Below are 14,445 nucleotides of genomic sequence, written 5' to 3'. Positions count from 1 at the left end.
CAAATACCATAACCTATGGCAAATGAAGCGTTTGACGCAATCGTAGTTGGGTCAGGGATTAGCGGCGGATGGGCTGCTAAAGAGCTGACGGAGAAGGGGCTGAAAGTATTGCTCCTGGAGAGAGGCCCAATGGTCGAGCACGTAAAAGATTACAAAACGGCTACTCTTTCCCCTTGGGAAGTGCCTCACAGAGGCCGTCGTACCCAAGAGCATTTGAATAATCACCCCAACCTGAAGAGGGATTATGTGCTCAATGAGCTCAACCTCGACTGGTGGGCGCACGAAAGTGATTCTCCCTATGTGGAGGAAAAGCCATTCACGTGGTTTAGAGGATATCAAGTAGGAGGAAGATCGCTACTTTGGGGCAGGCAGTCCTACCGCTGGGCAAATATTGACTTTGAAGCCAACTTGAAAGACGGCATTGCAGTCGATTGGCCTATCAGATACAATGACCTCGCTCCTTGGTATAGCTATGTGGAAAAATTCATCGGTGTATCCGGCTCAAAAGATGGCTTGGAAATCCTTCCTGATGGAGAATTCCAGCCACCTATGCCGATGAACTGTGTGGAAGAAGCCGGAGCAGCCAAAATCAGAGAGCATTACAAAGGTGCCAGAACCTGGACCATTGGTCGGCCGGCCAACATCACTCAGCCGCTACCTGGTCGTCCAGGCTGTCAGTACAGAAACAAGTGTTCCTTGGGCTGTCCTTTTGGAGGCTATTTCAGTACCCAGGCCTCTACGCTCCCTGCAGCTCAGGCCACAGGTAATCTGACTTTGAGACCATGGTCTATCGTACGCCGTCTGATTTATGACAAAGACACACAGAAAGCAACGGGAGTAGAAGTTCTCGATGCGGAAACTAATCAGACCGTGGAGTATGATGCAAAAATCATCTTCCTCTGTGCATCTGCTTTCAACTCTACCGCCATCCTGATGAGAACAGCCACCGACATCTGGCCGGGAGGATTGGGTTCAAGCTCAGGTGAACTGGGTCACAACGTAATGGATCACCATTTCCGATTGGGAGCCAGTGGAACTTATGAGGGATTTGAAGACAAGTATTATTTCGGAAGAAGACCAACCGGTCTCTACATTCCAAGATTCAGAAATCTAAACGGAGAAAAGCGTGACTACATCCGTGGATTTGGCTATCAGGGTGGCGCTAGCCGAAGTGGATGGAGCAGAGATGTGGCCGAGCTGGGATTTGGTGCACCGATGAAAGATGCCTTGACTGAACCAGGACCATGGTCCATGGGAATCACTGCTTTCGGTGAAATCTTGCCATACCATGAAAACACCATCAAACTTTCTGACTCTGTGAAAGACAAGTGGGGTATGGAAGCCTTAGTCATGAATGCCGAAATCAAGCAAAACGAACTCAACATGCGTAAGGACATGATGGCTGACGCTGCAGAAATGCTTGAGGTAGCAGGATTTAAGGATGTGAAGACTTATGACAATGGTTACACCTTTGGTCAGGGTATTCACGAAATGGGTACCGCACGAATGGGTAGAGATCCTAAGACGTCTGTACTCAATGGCAACAACCAAGTATGGGATGCCAAAAATGTATTCGTCACCGATGGTGCTTGTATGACTTCAGCAGCAGCACAAAATCCATCCTTGACCTACATGGCGTTGACAGCAAGAGCGGCAGCTTTCGCAGTGGAAGAATTGAAAAAGAGAAACCTCTAATCTGACCAAGACATGACAGTAATGAACAGACGAGATGCGCTCAAGAGCGTAGTCCTAATGATGGGAGGTACGATGATCGGTGCCACCGCTATTTTGACCGGTTGTGCGCCGGAGTCCCAGATCAAAGACTTGAATTTCACGCCGGATGATCTGGCTTTCCTAGATGAGATCGGGGAGACCATCATCCCGACTACCGATACTCCTGGTGCCAAGGCTACCAAGATTGGTGAATTCATGCAGATGATGATCAAGGATTGCTACGACGCGGATCAGCAAAAATCTTTCATCGATGGGGTAAACTCCTTGAGAAAAGACTTCAAAGCGGAGAAAGGTGCTGATTTCATGGAAGCAAGTCCGGAGGATCGATTAGCTTTCCTCAATGCGATGCAGGAGAAATTCAAGGCTAGTGGAGAAGAAAAGCAGCCTATCGTGATCAATATGCTTCGTGATCTGACCGTTTTGGGTTATTTCACCTCAGAAATCGGAGCTACTCAAGCACTTCGATATGTAGAAACTCCCGGTAAGTTTGAGCCTTGTATCGATTACAAGAAAGGTGATCGAGCCTATACCGGTTAATGATTAAGATAATTTTAACCTTTGCCTGTCCTTTCGGGGGCAGGCATTTTCTTTCCCGCTATCTATGAAAAACCAACGAAGAAAATTCATTCAATCCAGTTTGCTATTGGGTGTAGGAGCAGCTGTGATGCCCCTGCAATTTTGCGCAGCACCAAAAAAAGATGAAGCCATTGAGTCTACGGCATCCAAACTTGCCGCGTTTGGGATACAATTGTATTCCGTGAAAGAAGATATGGCAATTGACCCAGTCGCTACCATCCGTTCCTTGGCAGGATTTGGATATAAGCAGTTGGAAGGTTTTGATGGTGGAAAGGGAATCCTTTGGGGTATGCAGCCGGCCGAATTCAAAGCATTGATGACCGAATTGGGTATAGAAATGGTGGCCAGTCACTGCAATGTCTTCGAAAATCTGGAAGCTCAGGCACAGCAAGCAGCCGAAGTGGGGATCAAGTACCTGATTTGCCCGTGGATTGGCCCACAAAAATCACTGGATGAGTACCGTGCGATGGCAAAAGAATTCAATCAAATTGGGCAAAAGCTCCAATCTTTCGGATTGAAGTTTGCCTACCACAATCATGATTACACCTTTGTCGATCTCGAGGGTCAGCTTCCACAGGATGTACTGATGAATGAGACAGATCCGGCATTGGTGGATTTTGAATTGGATATTTACTGGGCGCATGTGGCCAATGTGAAGCCCAGCGACTATTTAGCCAAGTATCCGGGAAGATTCCGGCTTTGCCACGTCAAGGATGCTGAAGCCGGTACCGGAGATCCGCATCAGCGAGGGGTGTTGTTGGGTCAGGGAGAGATCCCTTATGCGGAGCTAATCAAGCAGTCCAAAGATCTCGGAATGGAATATTTTATCGTAGAGCAAGAGCGCTTTCCTACTGGTACACCCATGGAGGCGGCTGAGGCAAATGCCAACTACTTAGCAGGGTTGGAATATTAAAACATATCCTTTTGATCTGCAGACTTGCGGAAGAGCAAAAGGAACATGACAATAACCAAAATGATCAGCAGGGCCACTTCAAATTGTGCCCAAATCTGAGAGCGATTGATGAGAACCTTGGCTTTGCTGATCAACTTTTCACCCTCTTCAAGCTGGATTTTACTTAAATTATCCAAGTCTTGCTGTGCACGGCTAATCTTCTGATCGTAGATTTTAACTTGTTCTTTGTTTACACCGGAGGAGTCCGTGTAGAGGAGGTTGTAACTTTTGATATTGAGATCGGTCTCAATGATTTTTTTGAAATCGGTCAAATAAGTTGCCTCTTGTTCGGTCAGATTGGTAGCTTCAAATTCACCTACGAGACTTAGAATCTCTTTCTCATGTTGGGAAATTTCATTGACCACCTTGGAATAGTCATAATCCAAATCACAGTGATCCACCAATTTTTGAATTTTAAATAGCTTCTCTGAAATTTTGAAAATATATCCTTCTACTACCAAGCGGTCATTATATACTTCGGTAAAGGTGCTGCTGATACTTCTGAAAGATTGTCTTTCTATCAGGTTCTTTCCATATAGCATCAGTAAAAGAATACCGATGATGATAAATGCCTGTACTTTTTTTCTCTTTAGCACGTCAGTTTCAAATTTCAGTGAGTGAATCTAACCAATTGGGTTTTTCTAAGTAAAGGACAATCCCACTAAATCCCAAAAAACCCAACGAAAATAGCCTTGAATTACCCTTATGGGCTTCATTCGGGCATTTTATCATAGACCCTCACATAGTCTACTTCCATACGTTGGGGCCAGATTTTTTCATCCACTCCCTTTTGACCACCCCAATTTCCTCCTACAGCAATATTCAGAATCAAATGGAATGGATGTCCAAACGGCCATTCTCTGTAGTCACCGCCGGTGTTTTTGAATGTGAAATACCGCTCACCATCGATGAAAAAGTCAATTTGCTCAGCTTTCCAATCGATCGCATAGGTGTGAAAATCAGTATCAAAGCTGTCAACTTTTCTCTGAGCACCTTTTTGGGTTCCTTTAGTATGATTAAATGCTTCAGTATGTACTGTGCCATGAATCACTCCCGGGTCATAGCCTACATGTTCCATGATGTCGATTTCCCCGCTTTTTGGCCAACCACCAAAGTTATTTTGCTCAGGAAGCATCCAAATGGCAGGCCAAGTCCCCACACCTTGAGGGAGTTTGGCTTTTACCTCGATGTAACCATACTGCCAAGAAGCCTTTTCCTTGGTAACAATGCGTGCAGAAGAATAGCCTTTTGAAAAAGACTCCTCTTTATGTGCTTCTATGATGAGTCTTCCATTTTCAACCCTAGCATTTTTCAAGGCCGCTTTGGTATAGTATTGCAATTCATTGTTGCCCCAGCCATGATCCCCCACATCATAGCTCCAGTTTTTGGGATTGGGCAGACCATCTTGATCAAACTCATCCGCCCAAAGCAATTTGGCTTGTTGGGCTGCCATTGGATTTGCAATAGTGAGTAGTAAGAAAATTAAAAACAGGTTTTTCATAGGTTATGGGGTTAGAGGAAAATATAAAACTTTCCCTGATTGGTAGCGGTTGATTTGATCAGTCGGCTATGGTTGATTTTTCAACCAGCTATAAATGTTAATTTAGCGGTAAATATAAACCCAAAAATATGGCCTATTACGTAAGGATGGGGCAAATCCCACCAAAAAGACATACCCAGTTTCGTCAACCTGACGGAAGTCTCTACAAAGAAGAGCTGGTCAGCTCCAAAGGTTTTTCAGGGATTTATTCCAATCTCTACCACATCTATAATCCCAATGAGGTCAAGTCGATTGGTGCTCCTGTTCCCTTCTCATGGGAGCCTGCAAAAGCGCATGGCTTAAATCAAACCCATCTCAAAACCTCAGGCATCGAAACGACCGGAGAAGATTACCTTTCTGCGCGAAGAATGCTCATGATGAACAATGATGTGATGATGGGGATTTGCTCTCCCAAGCAGCGAAAAATGGATTACTTTTTCAAAAATGCCGATGGAGACGAACTGATCTATATTCACGATGGGGAAGGAGTCCTATATTCCCAATTTGGAAAATTGGAGGTCAGAAAGGGGGATTATGTGGTCATCCCACGCACGACGATTTACAGATTTGAATTTGCGGAAGAAGGTCCGCTCAGATTATTGATTATCGAGTCTCATGGACCTATTGAGACGGTGAAGCGGTATCGAAATGAAGTGGGGCAACTGTTGGAGCATTCTCCTTACTGCGAACGAGACATCCGCCCTCCTCATGAGATCCACATTGAGCGAGAAAAAGGAGATTACCTCGTGCAGATCAAAAAACAGGGTTTTCTCCACCAATACACCTATGGTCACAGCCCATTGGATATTGTAGGATGGGATGGCTATTTGTACCCTTATGCACTTTCTATCCACGATTTTGAACCGATCACGGGGCGCATCCACCAGCCACCACCAGTCCACCAGACCTTCCAAGCGTGGGGATTTGTGATTTGCTCGTTTGTACCCAGGCTTTTTGATTACCATCCTTTGGCTATTCCTGCACCCTATAATCATAGCAATATTGATTCTGACGAGGTGCTCTATTATGCCGAAGGTGAGTTTATGAGTCGAAAGGGAATTGACCGGGGATCCTTTACGATTCATATGGGAGGGCTTCCGCATGGACCCCATCCGGGGACGGTGGAGAAGTCCATCGGCGCCAAAGAGACGCACGAATACGCCGTCATGCTCGATACCCATCGACCGCTTTTCATCACGACGGATGCCTTGGAGTTTGTCGATAAAAATTACCCCATGAGCTGGACTGAATAGATAAAAAAGGCCTGAATTTCGAATTCAGGCCTTTTTTACATTCCAAGGAATTTCAGCTCCTCAAAAAGTGAAATTTCTTTATGCTTGTATTCTTGTCGTTCAAGCAGACTTTTTTCAGCAGAAAGCCGATTGAGACTCACCGAATGCGCATGATAATCTTTGTCCCACTCAATGCATGGTTCAAAGCCATTTTGCGTAAGTCTGTCGCAGATAAGCTCCTGTAAATGATCCACCAAATTGTCAACGGAAGTTTTCCCGGGTAGCTTGACTAACAAATGAATGTGATCCTGAAGGATGCTGTAGTGAAGTTGTTGATCGGAATGTTCCAACAGAACCAAATCCATCGCTTCCTTGATCGATGGATTCATTTCATAGCTAATCACCCGTTGATGGTCTTTGGTCCATAAAACGAGGTGAGTCCAGATATTTGAGTGTGAGTGGTTCATTTTTGGAAATGAAAGTGTAAAAATTAGAAATAAAAATTTGAAACCCGATAAAAGTCTATGTTAAATTTTTGGGCAAATAAAAGCCCCCGGAATTCGCAATCATGCCTAGCTTGGCATTTTGAATTTCGGGGGCAATTAAAGGGGTTCCTAATTAAGGCTGAATGACTTCTTTGATCGGAGATCCAGTGGTACCGTTAGGCATACGGATTTGAAGCAAAACTGAAAGGGTGGGAGCAATGTCAGTTACTGTGGCATAGGAAACGCTTTTTCCCGGTTTGATACCCCATCCATAGAATGCGATCGGCACATGGGTGTCATAGTTGAACCCAGAACCATGTGTAGTACCTCTTGCCCCACCTACTAACCAAGCAGGCTCAAGAATGAGTAAAACGTCACCGGAAGCTTTGTGATTATAGCCCATTTGAAGCAAATGAGCTCTGTTTTTGGTGAATTCTTGCCTTTTTAGATCACTTGCCGTATAGGCTTCTTTCACTCCTTTGAATCTCAAAACATACTCCGCCAAATCCCGCTGAATTTGCTCTGCGTTCATTTTTTTGGATTTGATGAGTTCATGGTTTAAGAAAATCTGCTCATTTGAAAAGTTTTTGATCCAATCCCCCTCTCCATACATCGCATTTGCAAATCCTTTCAGTTGACCCAATACCATTCCTGAGTTGAAGTTTCCAGCAGGAATTTTTTCGCTGATCATGTAATTGGGGACATCAGCCACGGCATGGTCAGCTGAGATGAACACCAGGTATTCGCCTTTTCCAATTTTTTTATCCAAGTAGGAAAAGAAGTCAGCCAGGTCACGGTCGAGTCTCAAGTAATTGTCCTCTACCTCGATCGAGGATGGCCCAAATCGATGACCAATGTAATCTGGGCTGGAAAAGCTAACCGCCAGAAAATCGGTCACCTCGCGCTGTCCTAATTTTTCTCCTTCGATAGCGGCAAAGGCAAAGTCCAAGGTCAGACTATTGCCAAAGGGTGTAGAGGCTACCAGTCCATATCCACCGTTATTTGCCTTCAATGAGTCTAAGATATAAGGGAAAGTGGGGGTATCCTTTCCTATAAATGGTCCTTCAAAGTCATTGTTGTCCGGGAGGCTGTTTACATACGTTTCAATTGGAAAAAGTGTGTTCCAAGTTTGCTTGAGGTAATAGTCAGGTCGTTTTTTGGCGTTGAAATCTGCCACCCATTTTGGAAGGGTCGAGTAGTAAAATGTAGAAGTCATCCAGTCTCCATTCACATCGTCGTACCAATACGCATCTCCAGTGTGGCCTCCGGGTAGGCTGGCCCCACGATCTTTGATGGCGATGGCTACAGTCTTGGACCGCTTGCCGGTAGATAGTCTCAGCTCATCGGTGATGGTAGTGCTGAGCATGTTGCGTGGACTGATTTTCCCGTTTTCAGGAGTTCCGCCCACATTCGTTACAGTAGAGTCTTCCGCACAATAAATCATTTTCCCCAATGACCGCACATACCAATTGTTGGCGATGATCCCATGTGTGGCAGGAGTGGTGCCGGTGTAAACCGAGGCGTGCCCTGGTCCGGTGTAGGTCGGGATGTAATTGTAGTGGCCATTGGTCATCATGAATCCCTGTTCGGAAAAGCGCTTCAGGCCATTTTCTACATATCGATCTGCAAAACGGTAGAAGTACTCTTGTCTCATCTGATCGACAATAATGCCTACAACCAGCTTGGGTTTTTGGGGCTGTTCCTGGGCTTGTGCGCCGGTGATGAGCATCAAAGCCATCAGGACCAAAGTCATGGTATTTTTCATGGAATTAGTTTTTTTCATCAGCGAGAGGGAGAAATCAGACGAGTTTTGAAGAATAACCTTCTTTTTATTCGTCAGAGCTCTATCTTTTCTCCAAGAAGATGAGATCTATAAATCTGATCAAAGATAAGGATAAAGCTTGTTTTGCCTGTTAAGTTGGTGTGATCAAGTCAACAAGAACTCAACCAAGATCAATCAAAGCAGGGATCATTTTCCCTCAGGAGGTATTGAGGTAGCAAATTCAGGTTGGTTCCAATAGGTCAATTGGTGATTTGATTTCTATTTTAGCCCATTGGATTGCCATTTCTTTTCTAGATTTAGCTTATGCAAAAGACTTCTTTCAATCGAATTTTCTCCGGTTTCTTTTCTTTGATTTTGCTTTTCTCTGCTCAATTTGCTTTTTCCCAAGGAGCATACATCCCTTATGATCGGGATTATTACCATAAACTAGAGCGTTATGAAATCCTGCAAGGAAAGACCAATCCTTTTTTCAATACAGGATTCAGACCATTTCGAAGGGACATTGTAGCTCAATACCTGGACAGTCTGGCCGAAAACCCTGTAGTAATTCAATCCAAAGCGGATCAATTCAACCTAGACTTTCTGACTCAGGACTCCTGGGAGTTTTCAACTAGAGAAATACCTGCCTCAAAAAAACCAATTTTGAAATCCTTATACCGTCGACCCGGTGATTTCGCTCATTACGAGGGCGAGGACTTTGGAATTCATTTGTCACCAGTCATCTACCTCAGTGGAGGCACCGAAAAAGGCAATGAACGCAACCCTGCCAGACTCGCGAGAGGGCTTGCGATTCGGGGTTCGGTAGACAAAAAAGTTGGATTTTATACTTACCTGACTACCTCAGAGGTCTTTTTTCCTTCTTGGGTAAAAGAATTTGCGGAGTATAACGGGGCGGTTCCCGGAGAGGGATTTTGGAAGGAATATCAATCAGACGGATATAATTATTTCTCTGCCCTTGGTCATGTCTCTTTTCAGATCACCAAGCACATCGAAATTCAGGTAGGGCATGACCGCAATTTTGCCGGAGAAGGCTATAGGTCTTTTCAGATTTCCGATTTCTCCAATCCCTACATGTTTGCCAAGTTCAATACCAAGGTGTGGAAGTTTCAGCTGACCAATCTCTGGACTCAGCTCACTGCCGATGTGTTTTACAATCGTGGGAGACCTACGGATGGCCGATATCCTCAGAAATTTTTCTCTTACAACAGGCTCGGTATGAATGTCGGGAAAAGCATGAATCTCGGCTTTTTCTCTTCTGTGATGACGGACAAAGTCAATTTCAATTATTTCAATCCGATCATATTCCTTCGCTGGGTGGAGCAGCAGCAAGGCACACCTGACAAGGTCATGTTGGGTTTTGATGGTAAGTGGATCTTTCGACCGGGAATGGAGCTTTATGGCCAGTTTGCCTTGGATGAGTTCGTGTTCAACGAGTTTTTTGGGATCGACGGCAAAGGCTCCAAACGAAATAAATATGGAATCCAAGCCGGATACAAGTATATCAATGCCTTGGGGGTAAAAAATCTTGACCTCCAACTCGAATGGAATCAAGCCAGACCTTACACTTTTCAGGAAAAATTCGATTACCAGTCCTACAGCCATTGGCGTACACCGCTGACCCATCCTAGAGGAGCGAACTTCAGAGAAGTTGTGGGGATAATTCGGTATCAGCCACTTCCGAGGTTGGATATGAACTTGACGGGGATGTATCAGTTTTTTGGAACAGACGAAAATCCTGTGGTTAATTGGGGTGGTGATGTCCTGAAAAACAGGCTTCAAAATAGTCCAACAGGCCTTTTCGGGAATGTGATTGGCCAAGGCGTAGAAAATCGGGTAGTGCAGACCAATCTCACTGCTAGTTATATGGTTAGGCATAACTTTTTCATCGATGCGTCTCACTACCTCAGAAGGAGGACTGCGCAAAATTTGGATGCTCCAGAAGTAAGCAATTTCATGCAACTGGCCTTTCGATGGAACTTCATCAGACCGGACTTCAATTACTGATCAAAACCCACTCCGTTAAATTTGCGTAACTTGCGAGCTGATTCACCTTTGCTCTTTTAAATGAACACCTACCTTCGGATACTTTCCTATGCCAGACCTTTTGGAAGGTTTTTTCCGATCTACATCATTTATGCCTTTTTGGCGATCGTATTTGGTCTGCTCAATTTCACCCTGCTTAAGCCTCTTTTTGATGTCATCTTTGAGCAGTTAGATCCAGCTTCTCTGGAAAAATTCAGAGAAATGCCCGCTTTCAGCTTTTCCGTCGAGTATTTCACTTCGATGTTTAATCATCGGTTTTTGCTGGTCAGTGAGGAGTATGGAAAATTCGGAACGCTCCTCTTTGTCTGTGTCATCATTGTGGGTTCGGTATTTTTGTCCAACCTGTTTACCTACCTCTCCGGAGTAGTCTTGGCACAAGTCAGGGCGATGGTGATCAAGGGAATGCGGATGGATATTTTTCAAAAAGTGAGTCATTTGCACATCGGCTATTTTTCCAATGAGCGAAAAGGCGACCTGATTTCTAAAATGACCAATGATGTACAGGAGGTGGAAAACACCATTGTTCATTCCTTACGGGTGGTATTTAGAGAGCCGGCTACCATTTTCCTGTATTTCGCGGTCTTATTCTTCATGTCGGTTAAGCTTACGCTTTTCACCATGCTGATCATACCTGTCTCGGGGGCAATCATCGGTGGGATTACCAAAAGGCTGAAGAAAAGTGCCGTAGAAAGTCAGGAGTCTCTGGGGCGTATAGTCAATATTCTGGATGAGACCCTCGGAGGAATGCGGGTCATCAAAGCCTTCAATGCTGAGCGATTTGTCCGTCGTAAGTTTGATCACGAAACAGATCAATACTCCGATGTCAATGTGAGCATGGCCCGGAAAAATGAACTGGCCGCACCGATTTCTCAATTTATGGGAGTGTCGGTAGTAGCAGGAATTTTAGTCTATGGGGGTAGCTTGGTACTCAGTGGAGAGTCTGATCTGAGTGCTTCTGACTTCATTACTTACATCATTATTTTCACCCAAGTCCTCAATCCTGCCAAGGAAATCTCCCGGGCAGTGTCTAGTATTCAGCGCGGTATTGCCTCAGCAGAGCGAATTTTTGAGGTGATTGACACACCCAACTTGATTAAAGATCCGGAAAATCCTAAGTCGCTGACTGCCTTCAGCGATCGGATTGAGTTTAAAAATGTCAGCTTTTCTTATGGGGATACCCAGGTGCTGAAGAACATTGATTTTTCTTTGGAAAAGGGAAAAACCATCGCCTTGGTAGGGCCATCGGGTGGTGGGAAATCTACCTTGGCGGATTTGGTACCACGGTTTTATGACCCAAGTGAGGGTCAGATTTTATTGGATGGAACAGACCTGAGAGACTTTTCGACTGCTGAACTGAGAAGTCTCATGGGTATCGTGACTCAAGAGTCGATCCTTTTCAACGATACGGTGTTTAATAACATTGCGTTTGGGTTGGAAGGCGTCACTGAGGATCAGGTCATCGAAGCGGCAAAGATTGCCAATGCCCATAATTTTATCTCTCAGCTCGAAAATGGTTACCAAACCAATATCGGTGAGCGAGGCTCCAAACTTTCCGGAGGGCAGCGTCAGCGATTGAGTATTGCCAGAGCAGTACTGAAAAACCCTCCCATTCTGATCTTGGACGAGGCCACTTCTGCCTTGGATTCGGAGTCAGAGTTGCTCGTGCAGGAAGCCCTGACGAAGTTGATGAGTCATCGGACTACTTTGGTGATCGCACATCGACTGAGTACCATTCAGCATGCAGATGAGATTTTGGTAATTGAACGGGGTCAGATTGTCCAGCGAGGTACACACTCGGATTTGATGACTATGGGAGGGCTGTACCAAAAGCTTTCCACTATCCAGTCTGTTTGACCCAATGATTTTATGAGAACTATCGCCTTTTATTTGCAGCTTATCCTCTTGGCATTTTTTCTTGTCTTTTTGGTGCTGTTTGTCTTCTTTGACAGTTTGGGGGCACTCGTGGGAATGGAGCAGATATCCCCTGAGATCATGGGGAGGATTTTTCTTTTAGGATTAATTCTTTTCCTGTTTTCCTGGGGGGCGACTACTTTCGGGCTAAGGATTTTGAGAGGTAAGTTCAAAAAAATGGAATCTGAGATGAATGAAGTAAAGGCTAAACTCTATGATCTAGAACATCCTAAAGTCCGTACAATTTCCCAATCAGTTCCTCAGAAAAATCAGGAAGAGCAATCCGGAATGATCCGTCCCCGTCAAAATTTCACGGATCAATAAAGATTTAATTTTCGCAAACCAGTATATTCAGGAGACCAAACCGTCTCCTTTTTTTATTCACTTATGGTTGCAAAAACTTTTGGAAGTGCAGTCTCAGGCGTAGACGCCAATCTGATCACGATCGAAGTAAATGTAGGACAAGGAACCAGCTTCTTTATGGTTGGTCTGCCAGACTCTGCCGTCAAAGAATCCCAACAGCGGGTAGAATCTGCCCTGAAGTATTTTGGATACAGGATGCCCAGGCAAAAAGTAGTGATCAACCTAGCCCCTGCCGATATCCGAAAGGAAGGCTCTGCCTATGATTTGCCGATCGCTATGGGGATTCTTCAAGCTTCCGAGCAAGTGCTATTTCCTGAGCTCGACCGTTACGTCATTATGGGTGAGCTCGCCCTTGATGGGAATCTCCGCCCGATCAAAGGTGTCCTTCCGATTGCAATTGAAGCAAGAAAGCGTGGATTCAAAGGGTTTATTCTTCCTCTTGAAAATGCCAAAGAAGCCTCTATTGTCAATAACTTGGATATCATCGGTGTGGAGACCTTGGATCAGGCCGTGGATTTTCTGCAGGGAAATCTGATCATCGAACCTTTGGTGACTGATACTAGGGAGATCTTCTATCTATCGCTAGATGATACCCAATTTGACTTTGCGGATGTGCAAGGGCAGGAAAATATCAAGCGAGCCATGGAAATCGCAGCTGCCGGAGGGCACAATGTGATCATGATCGGTCCTCCCGGTGCGGGCAAGACTATGCTTGCCAAGCGACTGCCCTCCATTTTGCCACCACTTTCCTTGCAAGAGGCATTGGAGACTACCAAAATTCATTCAGTGGCAGGAAAACTTGGGAAAAATGCCTCCCTTCTTGCGCAAAGGCCTTTTCGAAGTCCACACCATACCATCTCGGATGTAGCTCTGGTCGGTGGCGGTGGCAATCCACAGCCGGGAGAAATTTCCCTTGCCCACAACGGAGTTCTGTTTTTGGATGAATTGCCGGAGTTTAAGCGGACCGTTCTTGAAGTCATGCGACAGCCTTTGGAAGAGCGAAAGGTCACCATCTCTAGAGCAAAAGTTTCGGTGGACTATCCATCCAATTTCATGCTGATCGCAAGTATGAACCCATGCCCTTGTGGCTATTACAACCATCCAGAAAAGGAATGTGTCTGTGGTCCCGGCATTGTGCAGCGCTACCTCAATAAGGTAAGTGGACCACTCTTAGATCGGATCGATCTGCATGTGGAGGTGACTCCCGTCAAATTTGATGAGATGACTTCTACCCGAAAAAGTGAGTCCAGTAAGGCTATTCGAGAGCGTGTGATCAAAGGTCGGGAACTTCAACGACTCAGATTTGAAAACAACCCGGAGGTCTTTTGCAATGCGATGATGCCATCCCACATGGTAAAGGAAGTCTGCCAAATTAACGAAGCGGGGAAAGCACTCCTCAAAACTGCTATGGAGCGCCTCGGTCTTTCGGCTCGGGCTTATGATCGAATTCTAAAAGTCGCCCGTACGATTGCAGATATCGCCGGAAGTGAGGCTATTAAGGTCGAACATCTCGCTGAAGCCATACAATACCGAAGCCTGGACAGAGAAGGCTGGGCGGGGTGAGGCTAGTAAAGAATGGGTGAAAGAGAAAAGAGGGAATTGAATTCTTGGAGAAACAGGCTTGCAATCATACTAATCAAATTTTATCCCTAACGGGAATGGTAGAATTGAGAGAACTACCATAAATGGTTACTTTACTAGAGACTGTTCAAATAACTGTGTCAAAATTTAAACCATTAAATTTTGACTATGAAAGAAGACAAAGAAGAGTTTGATTTCAAGGCTTTCGCCAAGCAGGCCGGAGATGCGCTTCGGTCAGGTAAGCC

General features: G+C 45.1%; 12 protein-coding genes. 8 read left to right on the top strand and 4 right to left on the bottom strand.

Annotated features, from left to right (window positions below):
* The first annotated feature begins 15 nt into the window (after positions 1–15).
* The 3 genes from ACFPIK_RS11055 to ACFPIK_RS11045 all read left to right on the top strand — a co-directional run bounded on the left by ACFPIK_RS11055 (position 16) and on the right by ACFPIK_RS11045 (position 3,223).
* Complete coding sequence (locus ACFPIK_RS11055; RefSeq protein ID WP_377915201.1) at positions 16–1,695, top strand: GMC oxidoreductase; 1,680 nt, start codon at positions 16–18, stop codon at positions 1,693–1,695.
* A 21-nt stretch (positions 1,696–1,716) separates the two neighbouring features.
* The gene (locus ACFPIK_RS11050) at positions 1,717–2,271 is read left to right on the top strand and encodes a gluconate 2-dehydrogenase subunit 3 family protein (protein WP_377915199.1); all 555 of its coding nucleotides are present in this window, start codon (positions 1,717–1,719) and stop codon (positions 2,269–2,271) included.
* 64 nt (positions 2,272–2,335) lie between these two features.
* Positions 2,336–3,223 (top strand): sugar phosphate isomerase/epimerase family protein, encoded by an 888-nt coding sequence (locus ACFPIK_RS11045; RefSeq protein ID WP_377915197.1) that lies wholly within the window; start codon positions 2,336–2,338, stop codon positions 3,221–3,223.
* Here ACFPIK_RS11045 and ACFPIK_RS11040 read toward each other — a convergent pair.
* Positions 3,220–3,858: an MCP four helix bundle domain-containing protein gene (locus ACFPIK_RS11040; protein WP_377915195.1), complete on the bottom strand. Its 639-nt coding sequence runs from the start codon at positions 3,856–3,858 to the stop codon at positions 3,220–3,222. The genes ACFPIK_RS11045 and ACFPIK_RS11040 overlap by 4 nt on opposite strands.
* A gap of 116 nt (positions 3,859–3,974) precedes the next feature.
* Positions 3,975–4,763, bottom strand: a complete 789-nt coding sequence (locus tag ACFPIK_RS11035; protein ID WP_377915193.1) for a glycoside hydrolase family 16 protein — start codon at positions 4,761–4,763, stop codon at positions 3,975–3,977.
* A 128-nt stretch (positions 4,764–4,891) separates the two neighbouring features.
* Here ACFPIK_RS11035 and ACFPIK_RS11030 point away from each other — a divergent pair, with 128 nt between their 5' ends.
* Positions 4,892–6,055 (top strand): homogentisate 1,2-dioxygenase, encoded by a 1,164-nt coding sequence (locus tag ACFPIK_RS11030; RefSeq protein WP_377915191.1) that lies wholly within the window; start codon positions 4,892–4,894, stop codon positions 6,053–6,055.
* 35 nt (positions 6,056–6,090) lie between these two features.
* On the opposite strand, the gene ACFPIK_RS11025 is transcribed toward ACFPIK_RS11030, so the two are convergent.
* Together ACFPIK_RS11025 and pafA are read right to left on the bottom strand one after the other, a co-directional pair.
* Positions 6,091–6,501, bottom strand: a complete 411-nt coding sequence (locus tag ACFPIK_RS11025; protein WP_377915189.1) for a transposase — start codon at positions 6,499–6,501, stop codon at positions 6,091–6,093.
* A gap of 151 nt (positions 6,502–6,652) precedes the next feature.
* Positions 6,653–8,284, bottom strand: a complete 1,632-nt coding sequence (gene pafA / locus ACFPIK_RS11020) for an alkaline phosphatase PafA (RefSeq protein ID WP_377915187.1) — start codon at positions 8,282–8,284, stop codon at positions 6,653–6,655.
* A 321-nt stretch (positions 8,285–8,605) separates the two neighbouring features.
* Here pafA and ACFPIK_RS11015 point away from each other — a divergent pair, with 321 nt between their 5' ends.
* The 4 genes from ACFPIK_RS11015 to ACFPIK_RS11000 all read left to right on the top strand — a co-directional run bounded on the left by ACFPIK_RS11015 (position 8,606) and on the right by ACFPIK_RS11000 (position 14,182).
* On the top strand, positions 8,606–10,306 hold the full coding sequence (locus ACFPIK_RS11015; protein ID WP_377915185.1) for a hypothetical protein: 1,701 nt from the start codon (positions 8,606–8,608) through the stop codon (positions 10,304–10,306).
* A gap of 60 nt (positions 10,307–10,366) precedes the next feature.
* Entirely contained in the window at positions 10,367–12,199 is a 1,833-nt protein-coding gene (locus ACFPIK_RS11010; protein ID WP_377915183.1) for an ABC transporter ATP-binding protein, read from the top strand.
* A 12-nt stretch (positions 12,200–12,211) separates the two neighbouring features.
* On the top strand, positions 12,212–12,580 hold the full coding sequence (locus ACFPIK_RS11005) for a hypothetical protein (protein ID WP_377915181.1): 369 nt from the start codon (positions 12,212–12,214) through the stop codon (positions 12,578–12,580).
* A 63-nt stretch (positions 12,581–12,643) separates the two neighbouring features.
* Complete coding sequence (locus ACFPIK_RS11000; RefSeq protein WP_377915179.1) at positions 12,644–14,182, top strand: YifB family Mg chelatase-like AAA ATPase; 1,539 nt, start codon at positions 12,644–12,646, stop codon at positions 14,180–14,182.
* Positions 14,183–14,445: the final 263 nt, after the last annotated feature.

Source organism: Algoriphagus aquatilis, from assembly GCF_042657405.1.
Taxonomy (GTDB): domain Bacteria; phylum Bacteroidota; class Bacteroidia; order Cytophagales; family Cyclobacteriaceae; genus Algoriphagus; species Algoriphagus aquatilis.
This window is presented reverse-complemented; position numbering and strand designations above follow the sequence as displayed.